Origin of the sequence: Vibrio sp. B1REV9, assembly GCF_905175395.2 — a bacterium.
Taxonomy (GTDB): Bacteria; Pseudomonadota; Gammaproteobacteria; order Enterobacterales; family Vibrionaceae; genus Vibrio; species Vibrio alfacsensis.
In genome coordinates this window covers 428,337-446,072 of sequence record NZ_CAJIMW020000221.1, presented here as the reverse complement: position 1 = coordinate 446,072, position 17,736 = coordinate 428,337, and the positions used below count along the sequence as shown (strand labels likewise).

The 17,736-nt window shown below is 44.4% G+C and carries 17 protein-coding genes; 13 read left to right on the top strand and 4 right to left on the bottom strand.

Annotated features, from left to right (window positions below):
- Positions 1–99: 99 nt before the first annotated feature.
- Positions 100–705: a cob(I)yrinic acid a,c-diamide adenosyltransferase gene (cobO, locus tag KHN78_RS02440; protein WP_211919694.1), complete on the bottom strand. Its 606-nt coding sequence runs from the start codon at positions 703–705 to the stop codon at positions 100–102.
- A gap of 99 nt (positions 706–804) precedes the next feature.
- Here cobO and KHN78_RS02435 point away from each other — a divergent pair, with 99 nt between their 5' ends.
- Entirely contained in the window at positions 805–1,254 is a 450-nt protein-coding gene (locus KHN78_RS02435; RefSeq protein ID WP_211919693.1) for a low molecular weight protein-tyrosine-phosphatase, read from the top strand.
- Between the two features lie 76 nt (positions 1,255–1,330).
- Here KHN78_RS02435 and KHN78_RS02430 read toward each other — a convergent pair whose 3' ends face one another.
- On the bottom strand, positions 1,331–2,890 hold the full coding sequence (locus KHN78_RS02430; protein ID WP_211919692.1) for a SulP family inorganic anion transporter: 1,560 nt from the start codon (positions 2,888–2,890) through the stop codon (positions 1,331–1,333).
- 313 nt (positions 2,891–3,203) lie between these two features.
- Entirely contained in the window at positions 3,204–6,347 is a 3,144-nt protein-coding gene (gene rne / locus KHN78_RS02425) for a ribonuclease E (protein WP_211919691.1), read from the bottom strand.
- A gap of 630 nt (positions 6,348–6,977) precedes the next feature.
- Between rne and rluC the strand changes: the two genes are divergently transcribed.
- On the top strand, positions 6,978–7,940 hold the full coding sequence (gene rluC, locus KHN78_RS02420) for a 23S rRNA pseudouridine(955/2504/2580) synthase RluC (protein WP_211919690.1): 963 nt from the start codon (positions 6,978–6,980) through the stop codon (positions 7,938–7,940).
- A 156-nt stretch (positions 7,941–8,096) separates the two neighbouring features.
- On the opposite strand, the gene KHN78_RS02415 is transcribed toward rluC, so the two are convergent.
- Entirely contained in the window at positions 8,097–8,678 is a 582-nt protein-coding gene (locus tag KHN78_RS02415; protein ID WP_211919689.1) for a Maf family protein, read from the bottom strand.
- A gap of 149 nt (positions 8,679–8,827) precedes the next feature.
- On the opposite strand from KHN78_RS02415, the gene yceD reads away from it, so the two are divergent.
- The 11 genes from yceD to tmk all read left to right on the top strand — a co-directional run bounded on the left by yceD (position 8,828) and on the right by tmk (position 17,730).
- Positions 8,828–9,352: a 23S rRNA accumulation protein YceD gene (yceD, locus tag KHN78_RS02410; RefSeq protein WP_128811220.1), complete on the top strand. Its 525-nt coding sequence runs from the start codon at positions 8,828–8,830 to the stop codon at positions 9,350–9,352.
- A 56-nt stretch (positions 9,353–9,408) separates the two neighbouring features.
- Positions 9,409–9,579, top strand: a complete 171-nt coding sequence (gene rpmF / locus KHN78_RS02405; protein ID WP_004414666.1) for a 50S ribosomal protein L32 — start codon at positions 9,409–9,411, stop codon at positions 9,577–9,579.
- Between the two features lie 10 nt (positions 9,580–9,589).
- Positions 9,590–10,615 (top strand): phosphate acyltransferase PlsX, encoded by a 1,026-nt coding sequence (gene plsX, locus KHN78_RS02400; RefSeq protein WP_128811219.1) that lies wholly within the window; start codon positions 9,590–9,592, stop codon positions 10,613–10,615.
- A 5-nt stretch (positions 10,616–10,620) separates the two neighbouring features.
- Complete coding sequence (locus tag KHN78_RS02395; protein ID WP_211919688.1) at positions 10,621–11,571, top strand: beta-ketoacyl-ACP synthase III; 951 nt, start codon at positions 10,621–10,623, stop codon at positions 11,569–11,571.
- A gap of 76 nt (positions 11,572–11,647) precedes the next feature.
- Positions 11,648–12,571, top strand: coding sequence for an ACP S-malonyltransferase (fabD, locus tag KHN78_RS02390; RefSeq protein WP_211919687.1), 924 nt, complete (start codon positions 11,648–11,650; stop codon positions 12,569–12,571).
- A 34-nt stretch (positions 12,572–12,605) separates the two neighbouring features.
- Positions 12,606–13,340 carry a 3-oxoacyl-ACP reductase FabG gene (gene fabG, locus KHN78_RS02385; RefSeq protein WP_211919967.1) on the top strand — a complete coding sequence of 245 codons (735 nt, stop codon included), beginning with the start codon at positions 12,606–12,608 and terminating at the stop codon, positions 13,338–13,340.
- 245 nt (positions 13,341–13,585) lie between these two features.
- Positions 13,586–13,819 (top strand): acyl carrier protein, encoded by a 234-nt coding sequence (gene acpP / locus KHN78_RS02380; RefSeq protein ID WP_004406112.1) that lies wholly within the window; start codon positions 13,586–13,588, stop codon positions 13,817–13,819.
- A gap of 93 nt (positions 13,820–13,912) precedes the next feature.
- Positions 13,913–15,163, top strand: coding sequence for a beta-ketoacyl-ACP synthase II (fabF, locus tag KHN78_RS02375; RefSeq protein WP_128811215.1), 1,251 nt, complete (start codon positions 13,913–13,915; stop codon positions 15,161–15,163).
- Positions 15,164–15,272: 109 nt separating this feature from the next.
- Positions 15,273–16,088, top strand: a complete 816-nt coding sequence (gene pabC, locus KHN78_RS02370; protein WP_211919686.1) for an aminodeoxychorismate lyase — start codon at positions 15,273–15,275, stop codon at positions 16,086–16,088.
- Positions 16,085–17,101 carry an endolytic transglycosylase MltG gene (gene mltG / locus KHN78_RS02365; RefSeq protein WP_211919685.1) on the top strand — a complete coding sequence of 339 codons (1,017 nt, stop codon included), beginning with the start codon at positions 16,085–16,087 and terminating at the stop codon, positions 17,099–17,101. Before pabC ends, mltG begins: the two co-directional genes overlap by 4 nt.
- Complete coding sequence (gene tmk, locus KHN78_RS02360) at positions 17,098–17,730, top strand: dTMP kinase (RefSeq protein WP_211919684.1); 633 nt, start codon at positions 17,098–17,100, stop codon at positions 17,728–17,730. Before mltG ends, tmk begins: the two co-directional genes overlap by 4 nt.
- Positions 17,731–17,736: the final 6 nt, after the last annotated feature.

Below are 17,736 nucleotides of genomic sequence, written 5' to 3'. Positions count from 1 at the left end.
TTAGCATTATGCTAACCCTTTTTATTGCCTATCAGTTAGATGTAAAGTCTGGGGACAAACGAGCAAGTGAGCCGGTAATTTAAATTGGTACTGGCAAATTTACCAATCAACGCCTTTGAGTGCTTTAACGCCCGATTCAAAAGCATGTTTTACATTCTTTACTTCAGATACAGTATCAGCCATCTCAATAAGAGTACGATGAGCCCCACGACCAGTTATGACCACCGACTGCATTTTAGGACGATTGTTCAGCGCTTCAACTACGTCAGCTAAGTCAATGTACCCGTAGCTAACCATATAGGTCAGTTCATCAAATAGAATCACATCGATAGATTCGTCTTGCAGCATACGTTTACATTCTTGCCATACTAACTGCGCGGCTTCAGTATCTTGACTCTTGTTTTGAGTCTCCCATGTAAAGCCAGTTGCCATTACTTGGAACTCAACACCTAGTTTTTCAAGTAAGTTACGTTCGCCATTATCCCATGTGCCCTTAATAAACTGAGCTACTGAGCACTTTAGCCCATGCCCAACAGCGCGCGCAATAGTGCCAAAGCCCGATGTTGACTTGCCTTTCCCATTGCCAGTAATAATCAGTAATAGGCCTTTTTCTTCCTGAGCGGCCGCAATTTTTGCGTCTACCTGTTCTTTGACTTTTTGTTGGCGAGCTTTGTGACGCGCGGCTTTGTTCTCTTCGATAGACATAATACTTCCTGTGATTCGTGTGCTTGGGTTTGCTCAATTATCTCGCTATGATAGATCAACAAATCGTGAAGAAAAACCACCGATAATTCAGGGAATAAAATGAAGAAAGTACTGGTAGTTTGTATGGGTAATATTTGTCGCTCACCAACAGGCGAGGCGGTACTGAAAGCAAAATCACTGGAGCAGAGCATCCCTTTAACCGTTGATTCCGCCGGTACAATTAGTTGCCATTCAGGAAGTCGTCCTGATTCACGTGCGATGCAAGCGGGGGAAGCGAGAGGTTATTCATTTAAAGGCATGAAAGCCCGCAAAGTAAAAATGTCGGATTTTGAAGAGTTTGATCTGATTTTAGCCGCTGATAAGGCAAACCTTAGCGATCTATTGGATCTATGCCCTGTTGAACATCAGTATAAAATTACACTGTTTTTGAGCCATTCCGATTCAGATTACGATGAAATTCCAGATCCATACTATGGGGGAGATGCAGGCTTTGAGTTGGTACTTGATCTCATAGAAGAAGCATCAGACGTCATTTTGAAAAAACTATAGTCTGCATCATCGATAAATAGCGAGTAATCACCAGATTAACAAAAGGGATGAGTCATGCTCATCCCTTTTTGTGTTATTAACCTGCTAATACGTCTGTCGCGACTTTGTAGCTAGGGTCTTCTTTGACATTGATTTCCACCAAACTGCCTGCTTTATCGAGAAGCTTACGGCAATCTGGGCTTAAGTGGCGTAGGTGCAATGTCTTGCCTAGGGCTGCGTAACGTTCTGCGAGCGTTTCAATCGCTTCAATCGCTGAATGGTCGGTTACACGAGAATCCGCAAAGTCTACGATGATGTCTTTTGGATCGCCGTGAGCGTTAAACAGTTCAAGGAAATTGGCCGCAGAACCAAAGAAGATTGGACCGTGGATCTTATATTCTTTTGAACCTTCATCATTTAAGCGTGTATCTGCGTAAATGTGTTTTGCGTGTTGCCATGCGAACATCAGTGCTGATGCAATCACACCAACCGCGACGGCGACGGCAAGGTCTGTGAGTACAGTGACGACCGTAACGAGAACAATAACGAAGAAGTCTTGCTTAGGCACACGGCGTGCAAGCTTGAATGTTGCCCACTCAAACGTACCAATCACAACCATGAACATGACACCAACAAGGGCCGCTAGTGGGATCATCTCAATCAGTGATGATGCAAACAAGATGAAAATCAGCAGTGCGACTGCAGCAACGATACCGGATAGACGGCCACGACCACCCGAGTTTACGTTGATCATTGATTGACCGATCATTGCACAACCACCCATCGCGCCAAATACAGAACATGTCATGTTCGCCATACCTTGGCCGATACATTCGCGGTTGGATTGGCCACGAGAGTTTGTCATCTCATCGAGAACGGTCAGTGTAAGCAATGATTCAATGAGACCGATAGCTGCCAGAATAATCGCGTAAGGCAAGATAATTTGCAGAGTTTCAAGCGTAAACGGTACGGTCGGAATAGCAAATGTTGGTAGTGAGCCTGCTAGGGTTGCGGCTTCGTCACCAGACATTGTGCGTAGAAAATCGACAACGGTGCGTGTTTCAAGATCTAATCCAATCACAAGAGCGGTAACGGTTACGATTGCAACCAAAGACGATGGTACTGCTGTTGTGAACTTAGGTAGAAAATGAATGATAGCCATTGTTAATGCCACAAGGCCTAGCATGAGTAACATTTGCTCTTGAGGAAGCCACGTTAACATACCGTTGATGTCTGGTGCTTTGAATTGACCAAGCTGAGCTAGGAAAATGACAATAGCAAGACCATTGACGAAACCAATCATGACAGGGTGAGGCACAATTCGGATAAACTTGCCCAGCCTAAATAGACCTGCAGCAATTTGGAGGATGCCGGCTAGCATGATGGCAGCAAAGAGATATTGAACACCGTGGCTAGCGACAAGAGAAACCATTACAACGGCCATTGCGCCAGTTGCACCAGAAATCATGCCTGGACGGCCACCAAAAATTGATGTGATAAGGCCTACAATGAATGCCGCGTATAGACCAACCATAGGGTCTACGCCGGCGACGAATGCAAAGGCTACAGCTTCAGGTACCAATGCGAGAGCAACGGTCAGACCTGATAGCACATCGTTCTTTACGGAGTGCTTAGAAAATTGCGGAAATTCGAACATGTTTATTATCGAGCTCTTTTAGCTATGAATTTTCTCTCGACACATATTCGTGTTTGCATCAGTACTAATAACAGGTATATCGCTTACAATTATCAGTACAAACTGTGATGGAAAAGAGCAGCATCAGAATGGTGTCGAAAACTAGAGTCGGCGAATGCTACCTAAAAGTGTGATTAAGTTCAAGAATGATACGAATAATGAACCACAAATGTGATCAGTCATTGATATTAATGTGAACAATATGAATGAGAGAGATAAATAGCAAAAAAGGCTGCCTTTCGGCAGCCTTTCAATTAGTTAGCGTATTTTTTGATTAGCTAAAGTTTGGTTTAGTCATTTTTGCTGACGCACGGTTTGTCGCAACTTGGCTACCCGCACCTTTAGGTGCGTATCGCTCAGCTTTTAACGGTGCAGGCGCTACAGAAATTTCGCGAAGCTCTTGAGGGCCAGGTGCTTTTGTCATCGGTGCGCTAGCGTGTGGCTTAGACGCAACCTGAATAACGTTCGCTTTAGTCTCTACAGCTGCGATAGGAGCCTTGTCAGCGACTTCTACAGAAGTTTCTTTCGTCTCTTCTACAGCTGGAGCTTGAACTGGCGTTTCTACCACGACGCTTTCAGTTTCTTCCGTTACTACTTTAGCTACTGGAGCTTCAACGGTTTCAGCGATTGGCTCAACTGGTGTTTCAGCCGTTTCTGACGCAGTGTTCTCAGTCAAGACTGTTTCCACGATAGGCGCATCTACGGTTGGTTCTACTGTCTGTTGAACGTTATCTTCAACAACTGGTGCCTCAGTAACAGCCATTGGTACTTCTGCAATCACAGGTACTTCTGCAATCATAGGAGCTTCGCGACGAATGATAACTTTACCCATTGCCATTTCAGGACAAGCAAAGCCACCTTGCATTGCTGGTACTGATGATGCTGCCGCTGTTGGTGCTACTACGTTTTCTTCTTTTACTTGCTCTTCTTTCTTAGGAGCTGGTTTTGGAATGTAACGTGGCATTACTTTACCCATTGCCATCTCAGGAGAGGCAACGCCACCCTTACGTAGGCGGAATGGGTTAGGGCGACGATCACGACCACGACGGCGACGTTGACCACTTGCACGTAGGTGACGTGGTGAACGGCGATTACGACGTTGTTTCTCACCTTGCTTGTTGTCTTGTTGCGTTTCGGCTGCTGAATCTAAAGTTGGCTCAACCACTTTCTCAACAGGCGCTTCTACAGGCTTAACCGCTTGAATTGATTCTTCAACAACCTGTTCAGATGCAAGCTGATCTTTAACACGCACAGATTTGTTCAGTTTGCGACGTTGACGGCGCTCTTTCACTTTTTCTGCTTTCGCGTTTGGCTTCGCGTTGCTTTCTTCTGATTTTGGTTCAGTACGAGCTTCCGCCGCTAACAGCAGGCCTTTTTCCGCTACTTTTGCATTTGCTTTGGACTCTTGAGCTTTTTCTGCTTGCTGAGTTTTAGGCTTACGCTTCTGATTGCGGTTTGGCTGTTTGTTCGTTTGCTGTTGTACTTCGTTCTGCTCTGACGTTTGCTCATCACGAGGTTTACGACGACGCTTGTTATCGCGATTATCACGGTTTTCGCGGTTGTCACGATTATCGCGTTGATTACCACGTCGGCGGTCGTTACGATCACGTCTAGGACGCTTGTTATCGCGACTTGGTTTCTTCTCTTCTTGTTTTGGTTCTTCTTTTGCTTCTTCAGAACCACCAAAGAAGAAGTTACCTAGTGCTTTGATCAGACGACTGAATAGACCTGGTTTCTCTTCTTGTTCCGCTTCTTTCTTCTTAGCTACAGGCGCAGGTTTTGAAGTTGGAGCTGGAGTTGGAGCGGTTTGAGGCGCAGCAAAACCTTTTAGTACAGGTTCTTCAATACGCTTTGGTTTGATTTCAGTTTCACCCGTATCTTTACCTTCTGCTTCTTTCATTGCTTCCAGTTTCTTTGGAAGTAGGTAAGAAAGCAGATCAAACTCTTCGCCTTCACGAACACGGATCACTTCAAAGTGTGGTGTTTCCATATCTGAGTTAGGAACAACCGTTATTTTCACTTCTTGGTTACGTTCAATGTGGTTCACAGAGCGACGTTTTTCGTTGAGAAGGTAAGACGCGATTGGCACTGGTACTACGGCAAGTACTTGCGCAGTGTTGTCCTTTAGCGCTTCCTCTTCGATCAGACGAAGAACAGAAAGTGCAAGAGATTCGTTGTCACGAACCACACCTGTGCCCGTACAACGAGGACAAATATGGTGACTTGCTTCTGCCAGAGAAGGACTCAGACGCTGACGAGACATCTCTAACAAACCGAAGCGAGAAATACGGCCGATTTGAACGCGGGCACGATCTAGACGAACGGCTTCACGTAAGCGGTTTTCTACTTCACGCTGGTGGCGTACAGGTGTCATATCGATAAAGTCGATAACAACTAGACCACCAAGGTCACGTAGACGCAATTGACGAGCGATTTCGTCTGCTGCTTCTAAGTTGGTGTTCAGTGCTGTCTCTTCGATATCACCGCCTTTCGTTGCACGAGCAGAGTTAATATCGATAGAAGTTAGAGCTTCTGTTGGGTCGATTACGATAGAACCACCAGACGGTAGGCGCACTTCACGTTGGAAAGCCGATTCGATTTGGCTTTCGATTTGATAGTGGCTAAATAGCGGCACTTCGCCTTCGTATTTCTTAACGCGGCTGATGAAATCAGGACGAACCAGTTTGATGTGCTCTTTAGCACGCTCATAAATGGTGTTGCTGTCGATTAGGATTTCACCGATGTCACGACGTAGGTAGTCACGAATTGCACGAACGATAACGTTACTTTCTTGGTGGATTAAGAAAGGAGCAGGGTTAGAATCTGCCGCGCCCTTAATCGCACTCCAATGGTTAAGTAGTACGTTCAAATCCCACTCAAGTTCTTCTGCACTCTTACCAACGCCTGCAGTACGTACAATTAGACCCATGCCTTGTGGCAGTTCTAGTGTGCTTAGTGCCGCTTTTAGTTGAGTACGCTCGTCACCTTCGATACGACGAGAAATACCGCCAGCTCGAGGATTATTAGGCATAAGAACAAGGTAGCTGCCTGCTAGAGAGATGAAAGTAGTTAGAGCTGCGCCCTTGCTACCACGCTCTTCTTTTTCCACTTGTACGATGACTTCTTGACCTTCAGTCAGCACTTCTTTAATGCTTGGACGACCTTGGTAAGTGTAACCTTCAGGGAAATATTCGCGGGCAATTTCTTTAAGAGGGAGGAAACCATGACGCTCAGCACCGTAATCAACAAATGCGGCTTCAAGGCTTGGTTCGATACGTGTAATACGTCCTTTGTAGATATTCGCTTTTTTAGATTCATGCCCTGGACTCTCGATATCAAGATCGAAAAGTCGCTGGCCATCAACCAGAGCGACACGCAACTCTTCTTTTTGAGTTGCGTTAATTAACATTCTTTTCATTGAAAATTCTCGTTGTCTTTTCTTTATATTTTTAATTACTTGCCACTTTTTTTCGCTATTTCACGGTGCCTGATCCCATGGCTATGTTTTGCAGCCTCCCGGCTGGAAGGGGATGCTCTGGGGCACTTCAGTCATCACAAATTTTTTGGGTTTCTTTGGAAACGTAAACTTGTGACCCGCTATTCGGGCGGTAGATACTCAACGTGAATATGCGAGGAGTAGAGAGGCAAGTGTGTTGAATTCAACGTGTCTTACGCCAGTGCTGCACTTGAGCTTCAACAGCCTACTCTCATTGCTGGGGATAAATGAATGGTAGTGAACAAAATGTAACCAAACCCTCCTTAGCAGCTGTGAACTATAGCAGTGCTCGTGGATATCAGCAATCGGCTTTCACGCAAACGATAGAAAAATCAGCGCTAAATTCAATTTTTATAATTTATAACTGGCTGTTTCATAAGCATTTGGAAGTGGTATATTGATAAAGATACGCAATATACACTGAACTTAGATGACGGTTTTCATAAATTAAACAAAAGGTTGGCGGCCTATTGAGTCCTTTTTGCGGTGCGCTAATTCTTTTGTATCAAGAATAATGTGAAGTCGTGCAGATTTGCGTTTACAATAGCGGCCATGAGCGAAATAAGAACACAAGTCCAGTTCGTCGACATTGACGAAGATATGGCGGGTCAGCGTATTGATAACTTTTTACGCAACCAATTAAAAGACGTCCCGAAAAGTATGATTTACCGAATCGTGCGTAAGGGGGAAGTGCGTGTAAATAAAAAACGCGTTAAAGCTGAGTATAAGCTGAAAGCTGGTGACCTTGTGCGTATTCCGCCAGTCACGGTTGAAAGTAAAGAAGCGGATGTAGCACCAAGTACCAAGTTGAATAAGGTCGCAGAGCTAGAAAATATGATCATCTTTGAAGACGATCATCTGCTGGTTTTGAATAAGCCATCTGGTACGGCGGTTCACGGCGGCAGCGGCCTTAAATTTGGTGCGATTGAGGCACTAAGAGCGTTGCGTCCTGAGGCTCGTTTCCTTGAGTTGGTCCATCGTATTGACCGCGATACCTCGGGTATTTTGTTAGTAGCGAAAAAGCGTTCCGCACTTCGCCACTTACAGGCGCAATTCCGCGAAAAAACGGTTAAGAAGTTTTACTTTGCACTCGTAATGGGGCAATGGAAAAACAGTTGTAAGATGGTGAATGCGCCGCTGCTAAAAAACGAAGTGAACAGCATCGTGCGAGTTAATCCAAATGGCAAACCATCTGAGACACGCTTTAAGATCTTAGAAAAGTTTGATCAAGCGACACTCATTCAAGCGAGTCCAATTACGGGCCGTACTCATCAGATTCGTGTGCACACTCAATATGCAGGACATCCTATTGCATGGGATGATCGTTATGGTGATCGCCGATTTGATGCTTACACAGGACAAGTAGGGCTCGACCGTTTGTTCCTGCACGCTGCAAATATCAAGTTTCAACATCCAACCAATGATGAGTGGATGGAAATCAATGCACCGATGGGCGCGAAACTTGAAAAAGTGCTTGTTGGCTTGAGAAAAAGCGAATTGATCAAGGCAAAATAACAATACAAAAGGGAGTCATGGACTCCCTTTTGTCCCTCTATACTTATTCATTTGAAATTTAGTCATTTGAAACGTAGCCATTCGAACGTAATCATTTGAGACCATGTCGGGTTGATGTTTTTAAGTTTGGCCACTGTATTATTGGATGCTAGAGCACTAGAGCACATTAAATCCTTGAGCTTGAAGCATGTCGATTAAGTCGATCAAAGGCAGCCCTATAAGCGTGTTAGGATCTTTGCCGACCAATTTTTTAAATAAACAAATGCCCATCCCCTCACTCTTAAAGCTGCCAGCGCAATAAAATGGCTCTTCTTTATCGACGTAACGTTCAATTTGTTCTTGGGTTAGATCTCTAAAATGAACTTCGAACGTATCTACTCCGACTTCGGTGTGTTTTGTCACTGAGTTGTATACGGCAAGTCCAGTGTAAAACGTAATTGCTTTACCACTTTGAGCAAGTAATTGTTCGATAGCGCGTTCTCGGTTGAGGGGCTTACCAATAATCTGACCATCAATCATGCAGACTTGATCACTACCAATCACCAAACTGGCTTGTCCTATATTGCAGGATGTTGCTTTGTCGATAGCCAGTCTTTTCACCAGTTCCAATGGTGTTTCATTCGGGAAAGGTGTCTCATCGCATTGTGGGGACAAACAAACGAAAGGTAACGACAGTTTTTCGAGTAATTGTTTACGAAAAGGTGAAGTTGAGGCTAAAACAAGTTGGTAATTTTTCATTTTGAATTACAATTCACGCAAGCATTTTCTATAGCATAATCGATTGAAATTGATTCTGGCTAATGCTCTGTATGTTAAGCGTAAAAAAGTATAACTTTTTTGCCTTTTTCTTTGACTAATTTTGATTTGGAAGATAATATTCGCGCCCTATGCAAAAGGTAAAATTACCGCGAACGGTTGATCCGGCTAAAGCGGCACAAAAACGATTAGATTACGATGGCATCATCCAAGCTAGTCTTTTTAAACGCTTAGCGGAAATGACTGATGGCGTAAAACGCGACGCAGAAGTCTCATTGTCATTTGAGATAGATGAACAGCGACTTGTTGTTATCTCTGGTAAAGCTAACATCGAAGTCGAATTAGAGTGTCAGCGTTGTAATGAGGTATTCACGCATCCGTGTGAAGTTGAATTCCTTTACACTCCTTACTACGGTGAGAAGACAGAAGAGGAAGCACCAGAAATTTATGATTTGGTAGATCTAAATGAGTACGGTGAATTAGACCTTATACAACTGGTTGAAGACGAGTTCATCTTAGCATTACCTCAAATTGCAATGCATGATGAAGCGGATTGTAGCGTTGATTCAAATAACATGGTTTTTGGTGAAATTCCTGAAGAAATTGAGGAAGAAAAACCGAATCCATTCGACGTTTTGAAAAGTTTGAAAAAGTAATAGGTATTCTCTAATACTTTCTCAGCTTTGAACCCAATAGTATAGGAGTAGGGTCAATGGCCGTACAAAAGAGCAAGAAGTCACGTTCAATGCGTGGTATGCGTCGTTCACACGATGCACTAACTACAGCTGCACTTTCTGTAGATGCAACTTCAGGTGAAACTCACCTACGTCACAACGTAACTGCTGAAGGTTACTACCGTGGCAAAAAGGTTATCAACAAGTAAGGTTGATCCTTTGCAAAATATTACCGTTGCACTTGATGCAATGGGCGGGGATTTCGGTCCACGCGTAACAGTGCCTGCCGCCGTGCAGGCACTGTCTCATTTCCCAGAGCTAAAAGTGATTCTTATAGGTGATCAACATTTGATCACGTCTCAATTATCTCAATTAGGTATATCTCCTAGTTCTCGTTTAAGCATACGCCATAGCGAGAAAGTAATATCAAATTCAGAAAAACCATCATTAGCATTGCGTAATAGCCAAGGCAGTTCTATGCGCGTGGCCATCGATCTCGTTTCTGAAAACGAGGCAGATGCTTGTGTGAGCGGTGGAAACACTGGCGCACTGATGGCGCTTTCCCGATTTATTCTTAAGTTACTCCCTGGCATTGAACGACCTGCTTTAGTTTCGGCGTTACCAACCATAAGCGGAAAACGTACTTGGATGCTTGATCTTGGTGCGAATGTATCGTGCGATGCAGATAGCCTGTTTCAGTTCGCTGTGATGGGGAGTGCACTAGTAGAACAGCATTTACGACGTCCCCCTCGTGTTGCTGTGCTTAATATCGGTGCTGAAGAGATAAAAGGGAACGATTTAGTCAAACGCTGTGCTGAAATGCTTTCTCAGACCGACGCCGTTAACTTTGTCGGTTATATTGAAGGTAATCAAATTTTACATGACGTTGCTGATGTCATCGTGTGTGACGGCTTCGTTGGTAATGTATGCTTGAAAGCCAGTGAGGGAACAGCTCAACTTTTTATCGAAAAAATAAAAACCAGCATGATGGCTTCATCAATAAAAGGTTGGATTGCTAGAAAGTTGTTTTCTCGGCTATTTAATGAACTAAAAACACTGAACCCCGACCAGTATAACGGCGCAAGTTTGCTAGGATTGCGCGGCATTGTCATAAAAAGCCATGGAAGTGCGGATGTATCTGCTATTGTCAATGCACTTGGTGAGGCAGTACACGAGGTCAAACGACAAGTACCCAGCCGTATTAGCGATCGTTTGGAAGCGGTTTTACTCGAGAGGCATTATTAGTCTTCATGTATAGCAAAATTTTAGGTACTGGCAGCTACCTGCCATCTCAGGTGCGTACTAACGCAGATCTCGAGAAAATGGTAGATACAAGTGATGAGTGGATTGTCGCTCGCACGGGTATTAAAGAGCGTCGAATTGCAGCAGAAAATGAAACGGTTGCAGACATGGCATTCTACGCAGCTGAAAATGCTATCGATATGGCCGGCATTGATAAGAACGATATCGATCTAATTATCGTTGCGACCACGAGCAGTAGCCATACTTTCCCTTCATCTGCGTGTCAGGTGCAGGCAAAGCTTGGCATTAAAGGTTGTCCTGCTTTTGACTTAGCCGCTGCTTGTTCGGGCTTTGTATACGCATTGTCTGTCGCTGATCAACACATCAAATCAGGTATGTGTAAAAACGTACTTGTTATTGGTGCAGACGCATTGTCGAAAACGTGTGATCCAACAGATCGTTCAACCATCATCCTATTTGGTGATGCAGCGGGCGCGGTGGTCGTCGGCGCGAGTGAAGAGCCGGGCATCATTTCTACGCACGTATACTCTGATGGTCAATTTGGTGATCTTCTGAGCCTCCCTGTGCCAGAGCGTGGCAAAGATGCTGACAAATGGCTGCACATGGCGGGTAACGAAGTGTTCAAAGTAGCAGTAACTCAACTTTCTAGGTTAGTGAAAGATACACTTGAAGCCAACGATATGCATAAGTCGGAGCTAGATTGGCTTGTGCCACATCAAGCGAACTACCGCATTATTTCTGCGACAGCGAAGAAACTTTCGATGTCACTAGACCAAGTCGTGATTACATTAGATAAGCATGGCAACACATCAGCAGCAACAGTGCCAACTGCACTGGACGAAGCGGTTCGTGATGGTCGAATTAAGCGTGGTCAAACATTGCTTCTTGAAGCGTTTGGCGGCGGATTCACTTGGGGCTCAGCTCTGGTGAAGTTCTAAATTTCATAACAGTTCAAAATTTAAGATGCGCTAAGGTGCATCTTATTTCTTTTTACTTTGCTTAAAGGAAAACAACATGAGCAAGTTTGCTATCGTATTTCCAGGTCAAGGTTCACAAGCTGTAGGTATGCTTGCTGATCTAGGCGAACAATATGACGTAGTAAAACAAACATTTGCAGAAGCATCTGACGCACTAGGTTACGACCTATGGGCGCTTGTTCAAAATGGACCTGCAGAAGATCTGAACCAAACTTTCCGTACTCAACCTGCTTTGCTAGCTTCATCTGTTGCTATCTGGCGTGTATGGCAAGAGCTTGATCTTGAGCAACCAGCAAACCTAGCGGGTCACAGTCTAGGTGAATACTCAGCGCTAGTATGTGCTGGCGTGATTGACTTTAAAGAAGCAATCAAACTGGTTGAGCTACGTGGTCAACTTATGCAAGAAGCGGTACCAGCAGGTACTGGCGCAATGTACGCGATCATCGGTCTAGATGATGAAGCGATTGCAAAAGCTTGTGAAGAAGCTGCACAAGGTGACGTCGTTTCTCCAGTAAACTTCAACTCGCCAGGCCAAGTTGTTATCGCGGGTAGTAAAGATGCCGTAGAACGTGCAGGCGTACTATGTAAAGAGGCAGGCGCGAAGCGTGCTCTTCCTCTTCCTGTTTCAGTACCGTCACACTGTGCACTAATGAAACCAGCAGCAGAGAAGCTCGCAGTAGCACTTGAGTCTATCGAATTCAATGCACCACAACTTCCTGTGATCAACAACGTTGATGTGACAGCAGAAACGGATCCGGCAAAAATTAAAGACGCACTTGTTCGTCAACTCCATAGCCCTGTTCGTTGGACAGAGAGCGTTCAGTTAATGAATGAGCAAGGCGTAGAAAAGCTGCTTGAAATGGGCCCAGGTAAAGTTCTAACTGGTCTAACAAAACGAATCGTTAAAACGCTAGATGCAGCGGCTGTAAACGATGTTGCTTCTCTAGAAGCGGCAAAATAATCAGCCTACCGAAGCATAAGGAACGCAAACAATGATGAATCTAGAGGGCAAAATTGCTCTAGTAACTGGCGCTAGCCGTGGTATTGGTCGCGCGATCGCGGAACTTTTGGTTGAGCGTGGTGCAACAGTAATTGGTACCGCAACGTCTGAAAGTGGCGCGGCAGCGATCAGTGAATATTTAGGTGCAAATGGCAAAGGCCTAGCACTTAACGTAACTGACGTTGAGTCTATTGAAGCGACACTGAAAACCATCAATGATGAGTTCGGTGCGATCGATATCTTGGTAAATAATGCCGGTATCACACGCGATAATCTACTAATGCGCATGAAAGATGATGAATGGAATGACATCATCAATACGAACCTAACGCCTATTTACCGCATGTCTAAAGCAGTTCTACGTGGCATGATGAAAAAACGTTCAGGTCGTATCATCAATGTGGGTTCTGTCGTTGGTACAATGGGTAATGCTGGTCAAACGAACTATGCTGCAGCAAAAGCCGGCGTGATCGGCTTTACTAAGTCAATGGCTCGTGAAGTGGCTTCTCGTGGCGTAACAGTAAACACGGTTGCACCAGGTTTCATTGAGACAGACATGACAAAGGCGCTAAATGATGATCAACGTTCAGCAACGTTGTCGAATGTGCCAGCAGGTCGTTTGGGTGATCCACGTGAAATTGCATCAGCAGTTGTGTTCTTAGCGTCACCTGAAGCCGCTTACATTACTGGTGAAACTTTGCATGTAAATGGCGGCATGTACATGGTTTAATGCACAGTTCATGCAAAATTAGCTATTTTACTTTGTGAAAAATAGCCTATAGTTGCAGTTAACTGTCATGAAGTTGTCACGGTTATGCGCAAGATTTGTGCATGATTTAAGTCAAAAATGTATTGAAATTCGGTTAATTTCGCTAAATTTGTGGTTTGACCAGCAAGGACCCCCTTGCAACTTTCAATAGTTCGAATAAACTACGGAATCATCGCATTAGGCGAAATCTGTAAAGGAAAAGAAAAATGAGCAACATCGAAGAACGCGTAAAGAAAATCATTGTTGAACAGCTAGGTGTGGACGAAGCAGAAGTTAAAAACGAAGCTTCATTCGTAGACGATCTAGGTGCGGATTCTCTAGACACTGTAGAACTAGTTATGGCTCTAGAAGAAGAATTCGACACTGAGATTCCTGACGAAGAAGCTGAGAAAATCACTACTGTTCAAGCTGCAATCGACTACGTAAACAGCGCTCAGTAAGTTTCTCTCCCAGGCGGTCTCCTAGACCGCCTGTGTTCTTTCTAATTTCTTCTATCCTCTCATAGAAACATTCAATTCCCGGAGAATTATATCGTGTCCAAGCGTCGTGTAGTTGTCACTGGCATGGGTATGTTGTCACCGGTCGGCAACACAGTAGAATCATCTTGGAAAGCCCTGCTAGAAGGTCAAAGTGGTATTGTTAATATCGAACACTTTGATGCTACGAATTTCTCAACTCGTTTTGCAGGTCTTGTGAAAGACTTCGATTGCACAGAATACATGTCTAAAAAAGATGCTCGTAAAATGGATCTATTTATCCAGTACGGCATTGCCGCGGGTATCCAAGCATTAGACGATTCTGGTCTGCAAATTTCTGAAGACAACGCAGCTCGCGTTGGTGTTGCAATCGGTTCAGGCATCGGTGGTTTAGAGCTTATCGAAACGGGTCATTCAGCACTTGTTGAAAAAGGCCCTCGTAAAGTTAGCCCATTTTTTGTTCCATCGACCATCGTAAACATGGTTGCTGGTAACTTATCTATTATGCGTGGCCTTCGCGGTCCAAATATTGCGATTTCTACAGCATGTACTACAGGTCTTCATAATATTGGCCATGCAGCACGTATGATCGCATACGGTGATGCAGACGCAATGGTTGCTGGTGGTTCTGAGAAAGCTTCAACGCCTCTGGGTATGGCTGGCTTTGGTGCTGCTAAAGCGTTATCTACTCGTAACGATGAGCCTCAAAAAGCATCTCGTCCATGGGACAAAGGTCGTGATGGCTTCGTTCTTGGCGATGGTGCTGGCATGATGGTACTTGAAGAGTACGAACATGCTAAAGCTCGTGGTGCTAAGATCTACGCAGAACTTGTTGGCTTCGGTATGTCTGGTGATGCTTATCACATGACTTCACCAAGCTCAGATGGTTCAGGTGGCGCTCTAGCGATGGAAGCTGCAATGCGTGATGCGAATATCACTGGTACTCAAGTAGGTTATGTGAACGCTCACGGTACATCTACACCAGCTGGTGACGTTGCTGAAATTAAAGGCGTGAAACGCGCTCTTGGTGAAGAGGGTGCGAAACAAGTACTTGTCTCTTCTACTAAGTCGATGACCGGTCACCTTTTAGGTGCTGCAGGTTCTGTTGAAGCTATCATCACAGTATTGTCTTTGGTTGATCAAATTGTTCCACCAACCATCAACCTTGATGATCCAGAAGAAGGTCTAGATATCGACCTTGTTCCGCATACTGCGCGTAAAGTAGAAAATATGGAATACGCTATTTGTAACTCGTTCGGTTTTGGCGGTACAAACGGCTCATTAGTATTCAAAAAGTTCGCTGAGTAATTACTCAGACTGTTTTACAATTTAGTCGCGAAACTTGTATTCTAACGGCTCGGTGCTTAGCATTGAGCCGTTTTGTTTTATTTGTTGATCAGAAAGCAAGGGTATCTCAATGTTCTGGGTTAATGGACTACCACAAACACATGTTTCGCTTGGTGACCGTTCTTTTCAATATGGTGACGGCTGTTTTACTACGATTAAAACTAAGCATGGTCAGCTAGAGCATTGGCCCGCGCATATTGAACGTATGGAAGCGTGTTTAACAACATTACAAATTCCTTACCCTGATTGGAATGCTGTTTTGGATTGGTCGATGCTGGCTGTCTTGAAAGACGAGTCTGCAGGAATAAAAATTCATATCAGCCGTGGGGTCGGAGGACGGGGCTATAGCCCAAGTGGTATCGAAAGTCCGGTAGTGACCATTTCGAATTTTTCATTTCCTTCTCATTATTCGTTATGGCAAGAAAATGGCGTGCAGTTAGGCGTTTGTGAAACTCGCCTTGGCATTCAACCACTCCTTGCAGGTCATAAGCACAATAACCGGATAGAGCAGGTACTTGCAAAGGCAGAAATCGATGGTTCAGATTTTGCGGATGCGGTGACGTTAAATGTGCAAAATCATGTCATTGAAACTACAATGGCAAACCTTTTTTGGGTTAAAGATAATAAGACATACACACCGGAATTAAGCTTGTCGGGTGTAGCTGGCGTGATGCGCCGTAAAGTGTTGGAATTGCTTCGCGCCGAAAGTCAGCAACTCATAGTCGACACTTTCACACTACCAGATTTGGCTGAAGCCGATGAAGTGTGGATATGTAACTCGCTATTAGGAGTTGCTCCGGTAACGAGCCTTTCAACGTCAGATAATAAGATTGTTTTTCCGATAGGAAAATTAACACGACGACTTCAAGGGAATTTAAATACGTGATTAAAAAACTGTTTGCTTTTGTTGTACTGATCGCCGTTATTGGTGCAGCAGGTGTTTTTTACGTTGTTTCACAAACTAAGCAATACGTTAACTCGCCAATTCTTATCACACAGCCTCAGCTGTTTACGGTTGAAAATGGCACTAGCTTCCATCGGGTCATGCGTGATTTGGTTAATGATAAAGTCATTGAAGCATCTGACTACACGCGTTTGATGCCTCGCCTTTATCCTGAGTTGCTTCAGGTGCGAGCGGGAACTTATCAAATACAACCTAATGTATCTTTGTACCAAACGCTTGAGCAACTAAATACAGGTAAAGAGCACCAATTTGCGATTACCTTTGTTGAGGGCAGCCGTTTTTCCGAGTGGGTAGAGCAGCTTAGTGATGCGCCTTATGTAAAGCATGATTTGACTGGGCTGTCTGAAAAGCAGATGGCAGAAAAGTTAGGTATTGAGCGAGAAAAACTCGAGGGTTTGTTTCTAGCAGAGACTTATCACTACACGGCAGGCACAAGTGAAACTCAGATCCTTGAGCGAGCGCACAGCAAACTGAATACAATTCTTGATGCCCATTGGGATGAGCGTCAGGAAAAATTACCATTAAAAGACAAATACGAAGCATTGATTTTGGCTTCTATTATAGAAAAAGAGACCGCGATTGATTCAGAACGTGAGCGTGTGGCGTCGGTATTCGTTAACCGTCTTAACAAACGAATGCGTCTTCAAACGGATCCGACGGTAATTTACGGTATGGGGGATGCGTACGATGGTAATATCCGTAAGAAAGACTTACGTACGCCGACACCATATAACACTTACACCATCAATGGATTGCCCCCAACACCAATCGCAATGGCGGGTGAAGCATCGATAGAAGCGGCATTAAATCCAGAAAATAGCAACTATCTATATTTCGTAGCAAGTGGAAAGGGCGGACATGTGTTTTCGAAATCCCTTGCTGAGCATAACCGTGCTGTACGTGCCTATTTAAGAGAACTAAGAAAGAATAAATGATGAAAGCAAACTTTATTGTGGTTGAGGGCCTAGAGGGCGCGGGTAAAAGCACTGCGATTCAAACCGTTTTAGATACGCTGACAGCCGCCGGCATCAAAGACATTGTGAATACTCGTGAACCAGGTGGTACGCCGCTAGCAGAGAAAATGCGTGCATTAGTAAAAGAAGAGCACGAAGGCGAAGACCTAAAAGACATGACTGAGCTACTTTTGCTTTATGCTGCACGTGTTCAGTTAGTGGAAAACGTAATTAAACCTGCGCTAGCAAATGATCAATGGGTCGTAGGCGATCGTCATGACTTGTCCTCTCAAGCTTATCAAGGTGGTGGCCGTCAAATTGATGCGTCACTGATGAAGAATTTGCGTGATACCATCTTAGGTGAGTTCAAACCTGCTTTCACCCTATATATGGACATCGATCCCCGTGTTGGCCTTGAGCGAGCACGTGGTCGTGGTGAGCTAGACCGTATCGAAAAGATGGACATCAGCTTTTTTGAACGCACTCGTGAGCGTTATTTAGAGCTCGCAAATGCAGACGACTCCATCGTAGTGATCAATGCTGAGCAGACCATTGAAAACGTTTCACAAGATATTCAAGCAGCTCTAAATGAGTGGCTTGCAAAGCAGTAAGCATAA